17 protein-coding genes are annotated in these 16,712 nt (G+C 74.2%); 14 read left to right on the forward strand and 3 right to left on the reverse strand.

Annotated features, from left to right (window positions below; all coding sequences use genetic code 11):
* Positions 1 to 112 precede the first annotated feature (112 nt).
* The gene (locus ACI79T_RS15015) at positions 113 to 1,006 is read right to left on the reverse strand and encodes an esterase/lipase family protein (protein WP_456610876.1); all 894 of its coding nucleotides are present in this window, start codon (positions 1,004 to 1,006) and stop codon (positions 113 to 115) included.
* Positions 1,007 to 1,187: 181 nt separating this feature from the next.
* Between ACI79T_RS15015 and ACI79T_RS15020 the strand changes: the two genes are divergently transcribed.
* The 9 genes from ACI79T_RS15020 (at position 1,188) to ACI79T_RS15060 (ending at position 10,347) form a co-directional block, all read left to right on the forward strand.
* Positions 1,188 to 2,201: a hypothetical protein gene (locus ACI79T_RS15020; RefSeq protein WP_456610877.1), complete on the forward strand. Its 1,014-nt coding sequence runs from the start codon at positions 1,188 to 1,190 to the stop codon at positions 2,199 to 2,201.
* Positions 2,202 to 2,243: 42 nt separating this feature from the next.
* Complete coding sequence (locus ACI79T_RS15025; RefSeq protein ID WP_269192854.1) at positions 2,244 to 2,651, forward strand: cobalamin B12-binding domain-containing protein; 408 nt, start codon at positions 2,244 to 2,246, stop codon at positions 2,649 to 2,651.
* Between the two features lie 126 nt (positions 2,652 to 2,777).
* On the forward strand, positions 2,778 to 3,941 hold the full coding sequence (gene sucC / locus ACI79T_RS15030; RefSeq protein WP_456610878.1) for an ADP-forming succinate--CoA ligase subunit beta: 1,164 nt from the start codon (positions 2,778 to 2,780) through the stop codon (positions 3,939 to 3,941).
* A 31-nt stretch (positions 3,942 to 3,972) separates the two neighbouring features.
* Entirely contained in the window at positions 3,973 to 4,851 is an 879-nt protein-coding gene (sucD, locus tag ACI79T_RS15035; RefSeq protein WP_456610879.1) for a succinate--CoA ligase subunit alpha, read from the forward strand.
* Positions 4,852 to 5,024: 173 nt separating this feature from the next.
* Positions 5,025 to 6,200, forward strand: a complete 1,176-nt coding sequence (locus ACI79T_RS15040) for a hypothetical protein (protein WP_456610880.1) — start codon at positions 5,025 to 5,027, stop codon at positions 6,198 to 6,200.
* Between the two features lie 85 nt (positions 6,201 to 6,285).
* Entirely contained in the window at positions 6,286 to 7,482 is a 1,197-nt protein-coding gene (locus ACI79T_RS15045) for a cell division protein PerM (RefSeq protein ID WP_456610881.1), read from the forward strand.
* Positions 7,483 to 7,532: 50 nt separating this feature from the next.
* A complete protein-coding gene (gene purN / locus ACI79T_RS15050; protein WP_456610882.1) occupies positions 7,533 to 8,156 on the forward strand; it encodes a phosphoribosylglycinamide formyltransferase in 624 nt (207 codons plus the stop codon).
* A complete protein-coding gene (gene purH / locus ACI79T_RS15055; RefSeq protein WP_456610883.1) occupies positions 8,156 to 9,706 on the forward strand; it encodes a bifunctional phosphoribosylaminoimidazolecarboxamide formyltransferase/IMP cyclohydrolase in 1,551 nt (516 codons plus the stop codon). The genes purN and purH overlap by 1 nt, the downstream gene beginning before the upstream one ends.
* Before the next feature lie 8 nt (positions 9,707 to 9,714).
* Positions 9,715 to 10,347 (forward strand): pentapeptide repeat-containing protein, encoded by a 633-nt coding sequence (locus tag ACI79T_RS15060; protein ID WP_456610884.1) that lies wholly within the window; start codon positions 9,715 to 9,717, stop codon positions 10,345 to 10,347.
* On the opposite strand, the gene ACI79T_RS15065 is transcribed toward ACI79T_RS15060, so the two are convergent.
* Entirely contained in the window at positions 10,344 to 10,841 is a 498-nt protein-coding gene (locus ACI79T_RS15065; protein ID WP_456610885.1) for a hypothetical protein, read from the reverse strand. The genes ACI79T_RS15060 and ACI79T_RS15065 overlap by 4 nt on opposite strands.
* Positions 10,842 to 10,945: 104 nt before the next feature.
* On the opposite strand from ACI79T_RS15065, the gene ACI79T_RS15070 reads away from it, so the two are divergent.
* The 5 genes from ACI79T_RS15070 to ACI79T_RS15090 all read left to right on the forward strand — a co-directional run bounded on the left by ACI79T_RS15070 (position 10,946) and on the right by ACI79T_RS15090 (position 15,479).
* On the forward strand, positions 10,946 to 11,815 hold the full coding sequence (locus ACI79T_RS15070; RefSeq protein ID WP_456610886.1) for a bifunctional methylenetetrahydrofolate dehydrogenase/methenyltetrahydrofolate cyclohydrolase: 870 nt from the start codon (positions 10,946 to 10,948) through the stop codon (positions 11,813 to 11,815).
* 2 nt (positions 11,816 to 11,817) lie between these two features.
* On the forward strand, positions 11,818 to 12,117 hold the full coding sequence (locus tag ACI79T_RS15075; protein ID WP_456610887.1) for a DUF3017 domain-containing protein: 300 nt from the start codon (positions 11,818 to 11,820) through the stop codon (positions 12,115 to 12,117).
* A gap of 50 nt (positions 12,118 to 12,167) precedes the next feature.
* Positions 12,168 to 13,121, forward strand: a complete 954-nt coding sequence (gene mdh / locus ACI79T_RS15080; protein ID WP_456610888.1) for a malate dehydrogenase — start codon at positions 12,168 to 12,170, stop codon at positions 13,119 to 13,121.
* Positions 13,122 to 13,158: 37 nt separating this feature from the next.
* On the forward strand, positions 13,159 to 14,373 hold the full coding sequence (locus ACI79T_RS15085; RefSeq protein WP_456610889.1) for an NADP-dependent isocitrate dehydrogenase: 1,215 nt from the start codon (positions 13,159 to 13,161) through the stop codon (positions 14,371 to 14,373).
* A gap of 749 nt (positions 14,374 to 15,122) precedes the next feature.
* Positions 15,123 to 15,479, forward strand: a complete 357-nt coding sequence (locus tag ACI79T_RS15090) for an endonuclease domain-containing protein (RefSeq protein ID WP_456610890.1) — start codon at positions 15,123 to 15,125, stop codon at positions 15,477 to 15,479.
* 71 nt (positions 15,480 to 15,550) lie between these two features.
* Here ACI79T_RS15090 and ACI79T_RS15095 read toward each other — a convergent pair whose 3' ends face one another.
* Positions 15,551 to 16,582, reverse strand: a complete 1,032-nt coding sequence (locus tag ACI79T_RS15095) for a CAP domain-containing protein (RefSeq protein ID WP_456610891.1) — start codon at positions 16,580 to 16,582, stop codon at positions 15,551 to 15,553.
* Between the last annotated feature and the right edge of the window lie 130 nt (positions 16,583 to 16,712).

Here is a 16,712-nt window from a genome sequence, read left to right on the forward strand (position 1 = left end):
GTAACGATGGGTCAGGACCCGACCAAGCACCGAACGATGCGTGTCGCGATGGCTGCAAGTCGTGATGACGCCGAGTCGACCCGGTACCGGACGTGCGGATCGATCCCGCGGCTCAGGCGACGGCGGCGACGGGGTGGTGCCGATCCTCGACGTCCCGGACGCCGGCCAGCGTGGCCGCGACCTCGTCGAGCACCCCCCGGTGGATGGGCAGCGACATGTGCCCCACCCCCCGGACGCGGACGTTGCGGGTGTCCAGGTCGGGGTGGTCGCAGCGCGCGGAGTTCGTGGGCAGCACCATCTGGTCGAGGTCGCTGTAGACGGCGGTGACCCGGGTCCGGCAGCCCGTGGCGGGCTCCTCGAGCTCCTGCAGCACCGGGGATCCGGGGCGGAGCTGGCGGACCAGCGGGGTGGGCCCCACGTGCGCCAGGATCGAGCCCTGGTGCGGGGTGCCGAGCGTCACCAGCGAGTCGATCCGCCGGTCACCGCCCTGCCGCTGCACGTGGTAGCGCGCGATCAGCCCGCCGAGGCTGTGGCCGACGACGTGCACCCGGTCGTGGCCGGTCTGCTCGCAGATCCGCTCGATGTGCCGGCCGAGGTCGGCGGCGCCCTGGGCGATGTCCGAGAGGAACGGGCTGTAGTTCCACGAGCACACGTGCGCGAAGCCGCGCCGGCGCAGGCTGCGGCGCATGACGGCGAACACGGAGCGGTTGTCGACCAGCCCGTGGACGAGCAGGACAGGGACGCGGGCGGCCAGCGGGTCGGCCGCGAAGAGCGCGCGTACCGCGGGCGGCTGCTCGCCGTTCCGCTTGCGCAGATCCGGGCGGAGCTGCTCCATGCGGGTGCCCAGCGGGTACATGAGGACGTGCGCGCCGACCCAGGCCAGCTCGGTGAGGCCGCCGGCCAGCGTGGTCGGCGAACACAGCGCCCGGAGTCCCCGTGGCGCGACCTCGGCGTCGGCCGCGGTGTGCCACCCTGGAGCGGAGCCCAGGTCGCTCGATGGGCGCATGGCTGCCCTCCCCGTTGGAGCCGTCGGCGGAGTTCGGCTCCGGCCGTCCCGCCGACGGCGGTGCACGGTGTGTGCTCCGTTCACCCGAAGGTAATGCCGCGGTGTGGCGGTCGTCACATGAACGTCACCGCTTCGGCGCCGATCGAGTCCTGTTCGTGACCACGCAGCCGAAGGGGGAGCCGTGTCCACCCGCGACGACCGCGCTCGGACCGACCGCACCGGAGCGACCGCCCGCCGGGCCGCCCGGGGCGCGGCCGCGTCGCCGGAGGCGGAGGAGGACCGCCTGGTGGTCGGCACCGTCCCACCGGCGGTCCGCATCTGCGGTCTGCTCCTGGTCCTGACCGGCCTCACCGGTGCCGCCGCCGCGCTGCCCACGTACCTGGTGGTCGGCGGCGAGGAGCTGCGGCACGTCCGCGGGCTCGGCGATGCGCTGGTCGCCTTCCTGGTCCCCGCTGTGCACGTGGCGGTCGGGGTGACCCTGCTGCGTCGCGCGGTGCCCAAGTTCGGCCTCGCCTACGCGGCCGTCGCCGGCGCGCTGGCGGTGGGGGAGCTGCTGATCGAGATTTACCGCGGCAGCAGTTCCACGTCGCGCCCCGGGATCGAGGTGCTGGCGGGGGAGCGGGTGCTGACCAGCAGCGTCCAGGTGGGCGCCGGCTGGATCCTGGGGATCGTCGCGCTGGTCCTGACGGTCGTGGCCGGCGTGGTCGCCATGGCGGCCTGGGGGCGGACCGTGATGGAGGACCGTGGCGCGCTCGACCCGATCCGCTCGCTGCTGGCCGGCGCGGCGGTGCTGCTGGCGGTCGCCGCCGTACTCTGCCTCGCCCTCCCGGCCGCCGACGTGCCCGGCCAGCTGCGCACCGACCCCGCGACCGGCCTGGAGGTCGTGGTGACCCGCGAGGGGCCGCAGGCGCTCCTCGAACGGCCCGGCCTCGCTCTGCTCGGTGGCCTGCTCCTGGCCGGGACGCTGCTGCTGTGCTCGGTCATCGCCCCGTCGCTGCGCCCGCGGCTGGGCGCGGTCGGCGGGCTGCTCGCCGTCGCCGTCACCGTGCTCGGCGCGGGGCTCGGTGGTCTGCGCGACGCGATCGCCTCGGACGAGCTGGTCTGGACGGTCCCCGGTGCCGGGCTGGTCGTGGTCGGTCTCGGGATGCTCGCCCTGACCCTCGTCGCGTGGCGGGCCGGGCGGTCGCGGACGTGACCCGCGCCACGTCCGCGGGCTGGAACTCCTAAGCTGCCACCCGTGGACGAACGCATCCGGGTGGTCATCGCGAAACCGGGACTGGACGGGCACGACCGCGGCGCCAAGGTGGTCGCGCGGGCGCTGCGCGACGCGGGGATGGAGGTCGTCTACACCGGCCTGCACCAGACGCCGGAGCAGATCGTGGAGACGGTCGTCCAGGAGGACGCCGATGCGGTGGGGCTCTCGGTCCTCTCCGGCGCCCACATGACGCTGTTCGCCCGGCTCACCGAGCTGCTGCGCGAGCGCGGGGTCGACGACGTCGTGGTCTTCGGCGGCGGGATCATCCCCGAGGAGGACGTGCCCGAGCTCGAGCGGCTCGGCGTCACCGGCATCTTCACCCCCGGCGCCACCACCACGGACATCGTCGACTGGGTGCGGACCCACGTGGGCGAGCCCGCCGGCGCCTGAGCCGGGCGGCAGGCCGGCTCCCTGGTGCGAACGGGTGAGTCGGCCTGTGATGCAGCCCACGCCGGAAGCGTCCCGTCCGCGCCCCGGGGCAGCGGGCTGGTGGCGAGCGGGCTACGGTGCCTTTTCGTGGATCTCTTCGAGTACCAGGCCCGTGACCTGTTGGCCTCGCACGGCGTCCCCGTGCTCCCCGGCGGCGTCGCCGAGACGCCCGATCAGGCGGAGGCGATCGCCCGCGAGATCGGGCAGCCCGTCGTCGTCAAGGCGCAGGTGAAGACCGGCGGCCGCGGCAAGGCCGGCGGCGTCAAGCTCGCCGACAACGCCGAGGACGCGAAGGCCCGCGCCCTGGACATCCTGGGCCTGGACATCAAGGGCCACATCACGCACCGCGTGATGGTCGCCCAGGCCAGCGACATCGCCGAGGAGTACTACTTCTCCTACCTGCTCGACCGCTCCAACCGCACCTTCCTGGCCATGGCCAGCGTCGAGGGCGGCGTGGAGATCGAGCAGCTCGCCGTCGAGCGCCCCGAGGCGCTGGCCCGCATCCCGATCGACGCCAGCAAGGGCGTCGACACCGCCAAGGCCGCCGAGATCGTGGACGCCGCCGGCTTCGCCGCCGAGGTGCGCGACCAGGTGATCGCCATCGCCGTGCAGCTGTGGGACGTCTTCAGCAAGGAGGACGCCACCCTGGTCGAGGTGAACCCGCTGGCCAAGGCGCCCGACGGCACCGTCCTCGCGCTCGACGCCAAGGTCACCCTCGACGAGAACGCCGGCTTCCGGCACACCGAGCACGCCGCGCTCGAGGACGCCGCCGCCGCCGACCCGCTCGAGGCCCGCGCCAAGGAGAAGGACCTCAACTACGTCAAGCTCGAGGGCCAGGTCGGGATCATCGGCAACGGTGCCGGCCTGGTCATGAGCACCCTGGACGTCGTCGCCTACGCCGGTGAGGAATTCGGCGGCGTCAAGCCGGCCAACTTCCTGGACATCGGTGGCGGCGCCTCCGCCGAGGTGATGGCCAACGGCCTGGAGATCATCCTCTCCGACCCCGACGTCAAGAGCGTGTTCGTGAACGTCTTCGGCGGGATCACCGCCTGCGATGCCGTCGCCAACGGCATCGTCGTCGCCCTGCAGCAGCTCGGTGACCAGGCCACCAAGCCGCTGGTGGTCCGCCTCGACGGCAACAACGTGGAGGAGGGCCGGCGCATCCTCGCCGACGCAAACCACCCGCTGGTCACCGTCGTGGACACGATGGACGGCGCCGCGCGCCGGGCCGCCGAGCTCGCCGCCGCCTGATCGCCCCGACTCCGGACAGGACACCACTCAGATGTCGATCTTCCTCAACGAGAACAGCAAGGTCATCGTCCAGGGCATGACCGGCTCCGAGGGCATGAAGCACACCTCGCGCATGCTCGCCTCCGGCACGGCCATCGTCGGCGGGGTGAACCCCCGCAAGGCCGGCACCAGCGTCGACTTCGACGGCACGAACGTGCCGGTCTTCGGCAGCGTCGCCGACGCCATGAAGGAGACCGGGGCCGACGTCACCGTCATCTTCGTGCCGCCGCCGTTCGCCAAGGCCGCGATCATCGAGGCCGTCGACGCCCAGATCGGGCTCGCCGTCGCCATCACCGAGGGCATCCCGGTGCACGACTCGACCTACGCATGGGCGCACGCCCAGGGCGGCGCGACGCGCATCATCGGCCCGAACTGCCCGGGTTTGATCAGCCCCGGGCGCAGCAACGCCGGCATCATCCCGGCCAACATCACGAAGCAGGGCAAGATCGGCCTGGTGTCGAAGTCGGGCACGCTGACCTACCAGATGATGTACGAGCTGCGGGACATCGGTTTCTCCACCGCGATCGGCATCGGTGGCGACCCGGTCGTCGGCACGACGCACATCGACGCCCTGCAGGCCTTCCAGGACGACCCGGAGACCGAGGCCATCGTGATGATCGGTGAGATCGGTGGCGACGCCGAGGAGCGGGCCGCCGACTTCATCAAGGCCAACGTGACCAAGCCGGTCGTCGGCTACGTCGCGGGCTTCACCGCCCCCGAGGGCAAGACGATGGGGCACGCCGGCGCCATCGTGTCCGGCTCGGCCGGCACCGCGCAGGCGAAGAAGGAGGCCCTCGAGGCCGCCGGCGTCCGCGTGGGCAAGACCCCGTCGGAGACGGCGCAGCTCATGCGCGAGCTCGTCGGCTCCTGATCGCCGGGCCCCCGTCCAGGGGCCGTCCACGTCACCTGCCCGGCGACCGCTCCCCGCGGTCGCCGGGCAGTGCCGTTCCCGGGCGGCGCGCCGGCCGGGGGACCCACCGTTGCGACCCCGAGGCCGCGACCGCCACGATCATGGCGCCCCTGATCCGTCCCGGAGGAGATCCAGTGACCGCCAGCCAGCCCCCGCAGCCGCCCGAGGACGGTCAGCCGCCCGCCGGCGCGCAGCCGCCCTCAGGGGAGGGGCCCCCGCCTCCCGGGCAGCAGGGGCCCGGTCCGCAGTACGGCCCTCCGCAGTACGGCGGTCCCCAGTACGGCGGTCCTCAGTACGGCGGTCCGCAGTACGGCGGTCCGCAGTACGGCGGTCCCCAGTACGGTCAGCAGCCCTACGGTCAGCCGGGGCAGGGACAGCCCGGTCACGGGCAGCCGCCGTACGCGGCGGGTCAGTACGGGCAGCCGCCGTACGGGCCGGGCCAGTACGGCCAGCAGCAGTACGGCCAGGGGCCCTACCCCCAGCAGCCCTACGGCCAGGCTCCGTACGGCCAGCCTCCGTACGGCCAGGCCCCGTACGGCCAGGCCCCGTACGGACAGCCTGGCTACGGGCAGCCCTACGGCGCACCCGGCTACGGCGCGCCCTACGGCGCTCCCGGGGAGCCGGGCGGCCGGCGGCCCGTGGGCGCCGACTTCTCGTTCGACCCGAAGCGGCCGTCCTGGCGCGACTACGCCGTCGCCGGCGGGTCGCTGCTGTTCCTGCTCGTCGCCCTCCTGCCCTGGTGGCGCTTCGGCGACGCGACGTTCGGGGTCACCTTCACCGGGATCGAGGACGGCATGGTGCGGTCGGCGTTCGTGCTGCTCCTGCTGGCAGGCACCTGGGCGGTGCTGCCGGCCTTCGTGCGCATGACGGTGACCTTCCCGCGGTCCGGGCTCACCGTGGCGCTGGCCGGGCTCGGTCTGGTGCTGACGCTCTTCGCCTGGCTGGACACGTTGCGCTACGCCTTCTCGTTCTGGGCGCTGCTCGGCCTCCTGACCGCCGCGGGCATCGCCACGGTCGCCGTGCTCGCCCTGCGCCAGGAACTGCGGGACCGCCCGGCCCGGCCGAGCGCTCCGCAGGGGCACTGGCCGGCGCAGCCCCATCCTTACGGTGCGCCACCGCCGTACGCGCCGGGGCAGTTCCCGCAGCAGGGGTACCCGGGGCAGCCGGGGCCCGGCCCGACGACACCCCCGTGGCCGTCATCGCCCCCGCCACCGTCCGGAGCGCCCGAGGGCGGGAGCAACGGCACGCCCCCCGGTGGCTCGACCGCCTCCGGCACTACCGACAGCGATCGTCCGCGCACGGACACCTGACCGTCGGTCCGGCGCCGCCGACACGGAGGAGCCGCTCCGGCGAGTGCGCCAGGCATCCGCCGGGGCGGCTTGCGAGAGTGGAGGGGTGGCCCCCCTGCTCGCACGCCTGCCCTCCCGGCGGGACGACGGGTCGGCCGCGCGGTCCGCTCCGCCCGCCGTCCTCGCCGCCGTCGCCGCCCTGGCCGTCACGGTCACCGGACTGGTCGGCCTCGGCCTCGCCCTCGTCGTCGTCCAGACGCTCGACCCCGACGGCGGCATGTCGGCGGGCGCGTCGGCGTCGCTGGGCGCCCGGCTCTGGCTGCTGGCACACGGCGCCGAGCTGCGGCCGTCGCCGGGGCCGCTGGCGCTGGCCCCCCTCCTCCTGACGGGGCTGGTGGCCAGTGGTCTGTCCTGGGCCGGGCGGGTGGCCGTCCGGGCGCTGGACGACGTCGCACCGGCGAGGGCCGTCGTCCGGGCGGCCGCGCTGGTCGTGGTCCTGCACGTGGCGCTCACCTGGCTCCTGGCCCTGGTGGTGGACGACGAGGCCGCGGGCACCGGATGGCCGCGCACGCTGCTCGTCCCCCCGGTGCTGGCCGTGCTCGCCGTCGGCTGGGGGGCCGGCCGGGAGTCGGGCCTGACCGGCGCCGCCCTGGACCGCCTGCCGGACGTCCTGCGGCCGGTCCTCCGCGGCGTGCTGGCCGGTCTGCTCGCCGCGCTCGCCCTCGGCCTGGTCGTCGTCGCGGTGGCGCTGGCCAGCGACGCCGGGGGCTACGCCGCGCTCTCGGGCACCCTCGGCGGAGCGGGCGCGGGCGCCGTCGGGCTGCTCGCGCTCGGGGCCCTGTACCTGCCGAACGCGGCCGTGGCCGTCCTCGGCCTGGCGGCGGGTCCCGGCTTTTACGTGGGCAGCGGCACGCTCGTCTCGGTGCACGGCGTGACGCTGGGCGCGGTGCCCGCCCTGCCGCTGCTCGCCGCCCTGCCGGACACCCAGGCGGTGCCGCTGGTCGCCTTCGTCTCGCAGGCGATCCCCGCCGTCGCCGGCCTCGTGGCGGGGACGACGCTGGGCCGGTGGTTCGACGACCGCCACGGCGGTTCGGTCGTCGCCGGCCTCGCGGGGCTGCTGGCCGGGTTGCTGCTCGGCGTCCTCACCGGGGGGCTGGCCTGGTTCGCCGGCGGTTCCCTCGGCGACGGCGCCCTCGCGGTGGTCGGCGCCCCACCCGTGGCCACCGGCCTGGCGATCGCGGTGCAGGCGGGGATCGCCGCGGCGGTGGCCGGCGCGGTCACCCGCTGGCGGTCGCTGGGCTGACCGGGACCGGCCCGTCGGGAGCCCGGACGACCCCGGATAGGGTCGCGGACGTGCCCGCCGACGAGCCTGCCCAGCGGGCGCGCGTCGTCGTCCTGCTGTCGGGCACCGGCTCGCTGTGCGCCGCCCTGCTGGACGCGACCGACGACCCCTCGTACCCGGCCGGCGTGGTCGCCGTCGGCGCCGACCGCGACGCCCCCGGCCTGGAGCACGCCCGCCGGCGGGGGCTGCCCACCTTCGTCTGCGCGCTGGCCGATCACCCCGACCGCAGCGCCTGGGACCGCGCGCTGGCCGACCGGATCGCCGGTTTCGCACCCGACCTCGTCGTCTCCGCCGGGTTCATGAAGATCGTCGGCCCGGCGGTCCTCGACGGGTTCGAGGGCCGGCTGATCAACACCCACCCGGCGTTGCTGCCGGCGTTCCCCGGCGCGCACGCGGTGCGCGACGCCCTCGCGGCCGGGGTCGCGACGACGGGCTCGACCGTGCACCTGGTCGACGCCGGGGTCGACACCGGACCGGTGCTGGCCCAGCGCGAGGTGCCGGTGCTGCCCGGCGACGACGAGGCGCGCCTGCACGAACGGATCAAGCACGTGGAGCGCGAGCTCCTGGTGGAGACGGTGGCGGAGTTCGTCACCCCACCCCCGACCAGCCCGCACCGGACGAGGAAGAGCCCCTGATGAGCGACCGCACGCCGATCCGCCGCGCCCTGCTGGGTGTGTACGACAAGACCGGTATCGAGGAGCTGGCCGCCGGGCTGGCCGCTGCCGGCGTGGAGCTGGTGAGCACCGGCGCGACCGCCCGGCGCATCGCCGACGCCGGGGTGCCGGTCACCCCCGTCGAGCAGGTCACCGGCTTCCCCGAGTGCCTCGACGGCCGGGTCAAGACGCTGCACCCGGCCGTGCACGCCGGGATCCTCGCCGACCGCCGCAAGGCCGACCACGTCGCGCAGCTGGAGGAGCTCGGCATCGCGGCGTTCGACCTCGTCGTCGTCAACCTCTACCCGTTCACCGAGACCGTGGCCTCGGGTGCCACGCCGGACGAGTGCGTCGAGCAGATCGACATCGGCGGGCCGGCGATGGTGCGGGCCGCGGCCAAGAACCACCCGTCGGTCGCCGTCGTCGTCGACCCGGCCCGGTACGACGACGTCCTCGCCGCCGTGTCCGCCGGCGGGTTCACCATGGCCGAGCGGCAGCGGCTGGCCGCCGCCGCGTTCCGGCACACCGCCTCCTACGACATCGCCGTCGCCTCCTGGATGGGCAACGTGCTGGCGCCCGACGACGAGAGCGGCTTCCCGGCGTGGGTGGGGGGCAACTGGGAGCGCGCCGACGTGCTCCGCTACGGCGAGAACCCGCACCAGGCGGCGGCGCTGTACCAGGCCGGGCGGCCGGGGCTGGCGCACGCCGAGCAGCTGCACGGCAAGCAGATGTCCTACAACAACTACGTCGACACCGACGCCGCCTGGCGGGCCGCGCACGACCACGACGAGCCGTGCGTCGCGATCATCAAGCACGCCAACCCGTGCGGCATCGCCGTCGGCGCCGACATCGCCGCCGCGCACCGCAAGGCGCACGCCTGCGACCCCGTGTCGGCCTTCGGCGGCGTGATCGCCGCCAACCGCGAGGTCGACCTGACCATGGCCGAGCAGGTGGCCGAGGTGTTCACCGAGGTGGTCGTGGCCCCCGCGTTCACCGACGACGCCGTCGCGGTGCTCACCGGCAAGAAGAACATCCGGCTGCTCCGGCTGCCACACCTGCCGGAGGCCGGCGTGGAGCTGCGCCCGATCAGCGGCGGTCTGCTCGTGCAGACCCGCGACCGCATCGACGCCGTCGGCGACGACCCCACCACCTGGACCCTCGCCACCGGGGAGCCGCTGGACGCCGCCGGCCTCGACGACCTGGTCTTCGCCTGGCGGGCGGTGCGCGCGGTGAAGAGCAACGCGATCCTGCTGGCCCACGACCGGGCCACGGTCGGTGTCGGCATGGGCCAGGTCAACCGGGTCGACTCCGCGCGCCTGGCCGTCGCCCGGGCGGGGGAGCGGGCCGCGGGCGCGGTCGCGGCCTCGGACGCGTTCTTCCCGTTCGCCGACGGCCTGCAGGTGCTGCTCGACGCCGGCGTGCGCGCCGTCGTCCAGCCGGGCGGGTCGGTGCGCGACGAGGAGGTCGTCGCCGCCGCCGCGGCGGCCGGCGTGCCGCTGTACCTGACCGGCACCCGCCACTTCGCCCACTGAGGAGACCGGTGATCAGCACGCGGCCGCACGTCGGCCCGCCGGAGGCCGGCGCGGTCGTCGAGGACGAGGACTTCGCGCGGGTCGACTGGTGGGGAGCCGAGCTCGACGGCGTCACCTTCGTCCGGTGCCGGTTCGACGACGCCGGGCTGGAGGAGCTGGTCACGCGGCGCTGCGTGTTCGAGGAGTGCGTGCTGACCGGGGTGCGCATGGCGGGCGCGCGGCACTCGGGGTCGGCGTTCCTCTCCTGCCGGTTCGACCGCGCCACCCTGGTCGACGTCACCTGGGACGGCTGCAAGCTCACCGGATCGCAGTTCCCGGGCGCGCAGCTGCGCCCGATGACGGTGACCGACTGCGACTGGAGCTACGCCGCGCTGCGCGGTGCGGACCTCTCCGGGCTCGACCTGTCCGGTCAGCGGTTCCGCGAGGCCGACCTGACCGACGCCGACCTGCGCGAGTGCGACCTCACCCGCGCCGTCCTCGACCGCGCCCGGCTGCAGGGCACCAAGCTGCGCGGGACCGACCTGCGCGGCGCGTCGACCGACGGGATCAACTGGCGCGCCCTCGAGCTCACCGGCGTGCGCCTCGATCTCGTCCAGGCGGTGCAGTTCACCGCCGCCCACGGCGCGCTGGTCGAGAGCTAGCGCGGATACCGGGGGCCGGTCAGCACGGCCTTGAGCGAGCCCAGCAGGCCGAGGACGGCGACGGCGACGGCGCACCAGAAGCCGGGGCCGAAGGAACCGACGTCGAAGCCGGCGTCGGCCAGGGGGACGATCACGGCGGCCGCGACGACGCCGCTCACCACCAGGGCCACGAACCCGACGATCCTGTGGCTGCGGGCGGGCAGCCACAGGGCGATGCCCAGGAGGAGCAGGAGGCCACCGCCGAGCACGATGGCCAGGGGCTGCCAGCCGCCGTCGTCGACGATCTCCCCGAGGTCGCCGAACGCGTCCCGCACCAGGCGCCAGCCGCTGTCGTCGCGATCGCGCAGCCACTCCAGTGGCAGGCTGATGGCGGCGGCGATCCCGGCGAGGATGAGCAGCAGTCCACCGAGGCTCTCGGGCCCCCGGAAGGCCACGGGCCGGTCGGAGTAGACCGGCGCCGTCGCACCGGTCGGGATCTGGTCGCGCTCGGTCATCGCGCACCTCCGCATGTCCGCAGGGCAGGGTCCCCGCCACCGGAACCCTAGGGCCGCGGCGACACCCACGACACCCGCGGCAGCCTCTCCGGCAGACTGTCGGCGTGCCCGCGACGACATTGGACGGCAAGGCCACCGCGGCGGCGATCCGCGCCGAGCTCACCGAGCGGGTGGCCGCTCTCACCGCGGCCGGTCACCGGCCCGGTCTCGGCACGCTGCTGGTGGGTGACGACCCCGGCAGCCGCTGGTACGTGGGCGCCAAGCACTCCGACTGCGCCCAGGTGGGCATCGCCAGCATCCAGCGCGAGCTGCCGGCGACCGCCACCGAGGCCGACGTGCTCGCCGTGGTCGCGGAGCTCAACGCCGACCCGGCCTGCACCGGCTACATCGTGCAGCTGCCGCTGCCCGCGGGCATCGCGGAGAGCACGGTCCTCGAGGCGATGGACCCGGCCAAGGACGCCGACGGGCTGCACCCGGTCAACCTCGGACGGCTGGTGCTCAACGTGCCCGGGCCGCTGCCCTGCACCCCCGTCGGCATCGTGGAGCTGCTGCGCCGGTACGAGGTGCCGATCGCCGGCGCCGAGGTCGTCGTCATCGGCCGCGGCATCACCGTCGGCCGCCCCCTGGGCCTGCTGCTCACCCGCCGCTCGGAGAACGCCACGGTGACCCTGTGCCACACCGGCACCCGCGACCTGGCGGCGCACGTGCGCGCGGCCGACGTCGTCGTCGCCGCGGCAGGGGTGCCCGGCCTGATCACCGCCGACATGGTGAAGCCGGGGGCCGCCGTCCTCGACGTCGGGGTCAGTCGGGTCGACGGGAAGATCGCCGGGGACGTCGCCCGGGACGTGGCCGACGTCGCCGGGCACGTGGCACCCAACCCCGGCGGCGTGGGCCCGATGACCCGCGCGATGCTGCTGCGGAACGTGGTGCTCGCCGCCGAGCAGGCCGCGGCAGCCGAGGCGCTGTCGGCCTGACCGTGACGCGCCCGCCGCTCTACGTCCGCCGCCCCTTCCTCGCGGGGCTGGTGCGGCAGCTGCCGCTGCTGGCGGTGCTCGTCGTGGTGGCCGCCGGGCTGCTGCTGGTCACCTTCGAGCACTGGCGCTGGGGGCTGGTCGTCGTCGGGCTGGCGATCGTCGGGGCAGCGCTGCTGCGCCTGCTCCTCCCGGTGCGGCGGGTGGGCTTCCTGGCCGTGCGCAGCCGCCCGGTCGACGTCGTGCTGCTCGCCGGTGCCGGGATCGCGCTCACCGCCGTCGCGCTGGCCATCCCGGGCACGTGAGAACTCACCCGGGGCGGCACGAGGCGCCGACCAGCGCTAGGTTGACGGCCATGGCGAAGCAGCCCAGGAACGGGAAGGTCACCGTGGTCGGTGCCGGCTTCTACGGCTCCACCACCGCACTCCGCCTGGCCGAGTACGACATCTTCGAGACCGTCGTGCTCACCGACATCGTGGAGGGCAAGCCCGAAGGGCTCGCGCTGGACATGAACCAGTCGCGACCGATCGAGGGATTCGAGACCGAGGTGGTCGGGGTCGGCGGGGGCTCCTACGAGGGCACCGAGGGCTCCGACGTCGTCGTCGTCACCGCCGGCCTGCCGCGCAAGCCCGGCATGAGCCGCATGGACCTCATCGAGACCAACGCGAAGATCGTCCGCCAGGTCTCGGAGAACATCGCGTCCACCTCGCCCGACGCGGTGGTGGTCGTCGTCTCCAACCCGCTGGACGAGATGACCGCGCTGGCGCAGCTGGCCACCGGTTTCCCGCACCAGCGGGTGATGGGGCAGGCGGGCATGCTCGACACCGCGCGCTTCACCAACTTCGTCGCCGAGGAGCTCGGTGTGCCCGTCGCGTCGGTCCGGACGCTGACCCTCGGGTCGCACGGCGACACGATGGTGCCGGTGCCCTCGCGCTGCACCGTCGACGGCAAGCCGCTGGCCGACGTGCTGGCCCCGGACCGCATCGAGCACCTCGTGCAGCGCACCCGGAACGGTGGCGCCGAGGTGGTCGCCCTGCTCAAGACCGGATCGGCCTACTACGCTCCTTCCGCCGCGGCTGCCCGCATGGCCCGCGCGGTCATGGAGGACTCCGGCGCAGTGATGCCGGTGTGCACGTGGGTCGACGGCGAGTACGGCATCTCCGGGGTGTACCTGGGGGTGGAGGCCGAGATCGGCCGCGGGGGCGTCAAGCGCGTCGTCGAGAGCGACCTGTCGGAAACCGAACGGGCCGGCCTGCGGGAGGCGGCCGAAGCCGTACGCGCCAAGCAGGCCGACGTAGCCGACCTCTGACCGAGCCGGTCAGAGCTGCAGAGAGGGAATCAACCACGTGAGCAAGATCAAGGTCGAGGGCACCGTCGTCGAGCTCGACGGCGACGAGATGACCCGGATCATCTGGCAGTTCATCAAGGACCAGCTGATCCTCCCGTACCTCGACGTCAACCTCGAGTACTACGACCTCGGCATGGAGCACCGCGACGCCACCGACGACCAGGTGACCGTCGACTCCGCCAACGCGATCAAGAAGCACGGCGTCGGCGTCAAGTGCGCGACCATCACGCCCGACGAGGCGCGGGTCGAGGAGTTCGGGCTGAAGAAGATGTGGCGGTCCCCGAACGGGACGATCCGCAACATCCTCGGCGGCGTGATCTTCCGTGAGCCGATCATCATGCAGAACGTGCCGCGCCTGGTGCCGGGCTGGACCAAGCCGATCATCGTCGGCCGGCACGCCTACGGCGACCAGTACCGCGCCACCGACTTCAAGTTCCCGTCGGCCGGCAAGCTGACCGTCACCTTCACCCCGGACGACGGCTCGCAGCCGATCGAGCACGAGGTGTTCCAGGCGCCCGGCGCCGGTGTCTCGCTGTCGATGTACAACCTCGACGACTCCATCCGCGACTTCGCGCGCGCCTCGCTGAACTACGGCCTGGACCGCAAGTACCCGGTGTACCTCTCCACGAAGAACACGATCCTCAAGGCCTACGACGGCCGGTTCAAGGACATCTTCGAGGAGACGTACCAGGCTGAGTTCGCCGACAAGTTCAAGGCCGCCGGCATCACCTACGAGCACCGGCTCATCGACGACATGGTCGCCGCCTCGCTCAAGTGGGAGGGCGGCTACGTCTGGGCGTGCAAGAACTACGACGGTGACGTGCAGTCCGACACCGTGGCCCAGGGCTTCGGCTCGCTGGGCCTCATGACGTCGGTGCTCGCGACCCCGGACGGCCGCACGGTCGAGGCCGAGGCCGCGCACGGCACGGTGACCCGGCACTACCGGCAGCACCAGAAGGGCGAGCAGACGTCGACCAACCCGATCGCGTCGATCTTCGCCTGGACCCGGGGCCTGGCCCACCGCGGCAAGCTGGACAACACCCCCGAGGTGACCCGCTTCGCCGAGACCCTGGAGAAGGTCTGCATCGACACCGTCGAGAGCGGCCAGATGACCAAGGACCTCGCGCTGCTGATCTCCAAGGACCAGCCGTGGCTGAACACCCAGGACTTCCTGGCGGCCATCGACGCCAACCTGCAGAAGGCCATGGCCTGACGTAGGCACCCGTCCCCGCGGGCCCCTCGACCTCCGGGTCGGGGGGCCCGCGGGCGTTCCGGCCCACTCGCCCGCCGGCGAGTGGCCCACTTCCCCGAAGTCGGGCTCCAGAGGGCTTTGCGGAGGCCTGCTTCCCCGAAGTCGGACTCCGGTGCCGCGCCGGGCGTGCCTGTGGATGACGCCGACAGCCGATCCGCCGCTCGGGCACGCTTCGCCGGTGCCTGCCCCTCACCGCCCGCCGGCCCTCCGTGGACGCGTCTTCCGGAAGCGGGACGTCGTCGCCGACGGGCTGCTGACGCCTGACGCGCTCCGCAGCTCCGCATGGCGCCGGCTCTACCGCGGGGTCTACGCCGACGCCGCACTGCCGGACTCCTACGGTCTGCGCATCACCGGTGCAGCGCTGCTCGTACCGGCGTCGTCGGCGTACAGCGGTCGGACGGCGGCGCACCTGCTCGGGGCCCGGGAGCTCGCCGAGGCCGACGCCGTGGTCGAGGTGTCCGTGCCGGCAGGCGTTCGGTTCGGGCCGGTCGCAGGCCTGCGGGTCCGCCAGGTACGCCTGGAGCCGTCCGATGTGACGACCGTCGGGGGTCACAGGTGCACGACCGGTCTCCGGACCGCGCTGGACATCGCCAGGCGGGAGGCGCTGCCCGACGCCGTGGCAGCAGTCGACGTCCTGGTGGCGCGAGGGGTCGTGGGCATCGGCGAGCTGACCGAGCACGCTGCTGCCGGGGAGGGACGGGGCGCTGCGCGTGCCCGCCGGGCTGGTGAACCCGCTGGCCGAGTCCCAGCCGGAGAGCCGGCTCCGCGTGGCGCTCGCGCTGTCCGGCCTGCACGCCGTGCCGCAGTACTCGGTGCGCGACGCAGCTGGTGACTTCGTGGCCCGCGTGGACCTCGCGTTCCCCGAACAGCGGGTCGCACTCGAGTACGACGGGCTCTGGCATGCCGGGCCGGCCCAGTTCGCCAAGGACCTGCGACGCCTGAACCGCCTGGTGGCGGCCGGTTGGACGGTCCTCCACGTGACCGCAGCCGACCTGGGACGACTCGACGAGCTGGTCGTGCGGGTGCGCGCGCTTCTCGAGAGGACCGGCACTTCTTCGGGGAAGTAGGGCTCCCGGACGGTCGCCGAGGCCCTGCTTCCCCGAAGTGGGGCGCGAGGAGGGTGGTCCGTGGGTGCGGGTCAGGCGAAGAGCTGGGTCCACCAGGTGCCGCCGGTGCCGCTGGCCAGCCCGACGCCGAGGCTGCGCAGCGTGCAGTCGAGGATGTTGGCCCGGTGCCCGGGGCTGGCCATCCACGAGCCGACGACAGCGGTGGCGTCCTGTTGGCCGCGGGCGATGTTCTCCGCCCGCGCGGTGAGCCCGGCCGCCGTCGCGCGGTCGAACGGGCTCCGCCCGTCGGGGTCGTCGTGGCCGAAGAAGCCCCGGTCACGCATGTCGGCGCTGTGCGCGCGGGCGACGGCGGCCAGCCGGGCGTCCGAGGTCAGCGGCGAGCAGCCGGCCCGTGCGCGCTCCTCGTTGACCAGCGCCACCACCCGGGCCTCCGCGTCGACGGCCGCGGCCGTGGGGGCGGTCGTCGTGGCGCCGGTGGTCGTGGGGCTGGTGGTCGTGGGGCTGGTGGTCGTGGGGCTGGTGGTCGTGGCCGCGGTGGCCGCGGTGGGCGCCGGGGCCGACGCGGTGCCGTCGGCCGGGCTGTCGCCGGTGGTGGGGGTGCCGGCCGCGGTGGCGGGGGGCCCGGCCGGCATCCCCGTCGTCGACGGCGGCACGGTCGGTTCCTCCGTCTGCGCGCGCGCGTCCGGGACGCGGTCGCCGTCCGCAGCGGAGGTCGACGTCGGGCCTCCGGTGACGGCCGACGGCTCCCCGGCATCCGGCGACTCCGCGGCGGACGACGGCGATCCGGTCCCCGCCGTCCCCGCCGGGACCCGGGCCGATCCGGACGCCGGACCGGCCGCCGACGAGCCTGCCGCCGACGAGCCCGCCGCCGACCTGGCCGCCGACGACTGCGACGAGGCGTCCAGGGCGACCGACGGCGACTCCGTCGGCCCGGTCGCCACGGGCACGGCCAGCACCGCCGCGGTGACCGCCACGGTCACGAGGACGCCGAGTCCCACCCGGCGGGCGTGCCGGTGCGCCCAGCGGGACAGCAGGAGCCCGGCTCGGTGGAGCGCCGCGCTCAGGCGGGCGGACAGCGGGGGACCGGACGGCAGGTGGTGCATGTGGGTCCTCAGAACTATCACGATCCGTTATCGACCGCAGACTAACCGTGTTCAGACCTCAGCGGTAGCCCGCAAGAGTGCGCACCCTCACCCACCCGGTTCGGGCACCCGGGCATGCGCGCCGCACCGC

The organism is Blastococcus sp. SYSU DS0619, assembly GCF_054051035.1.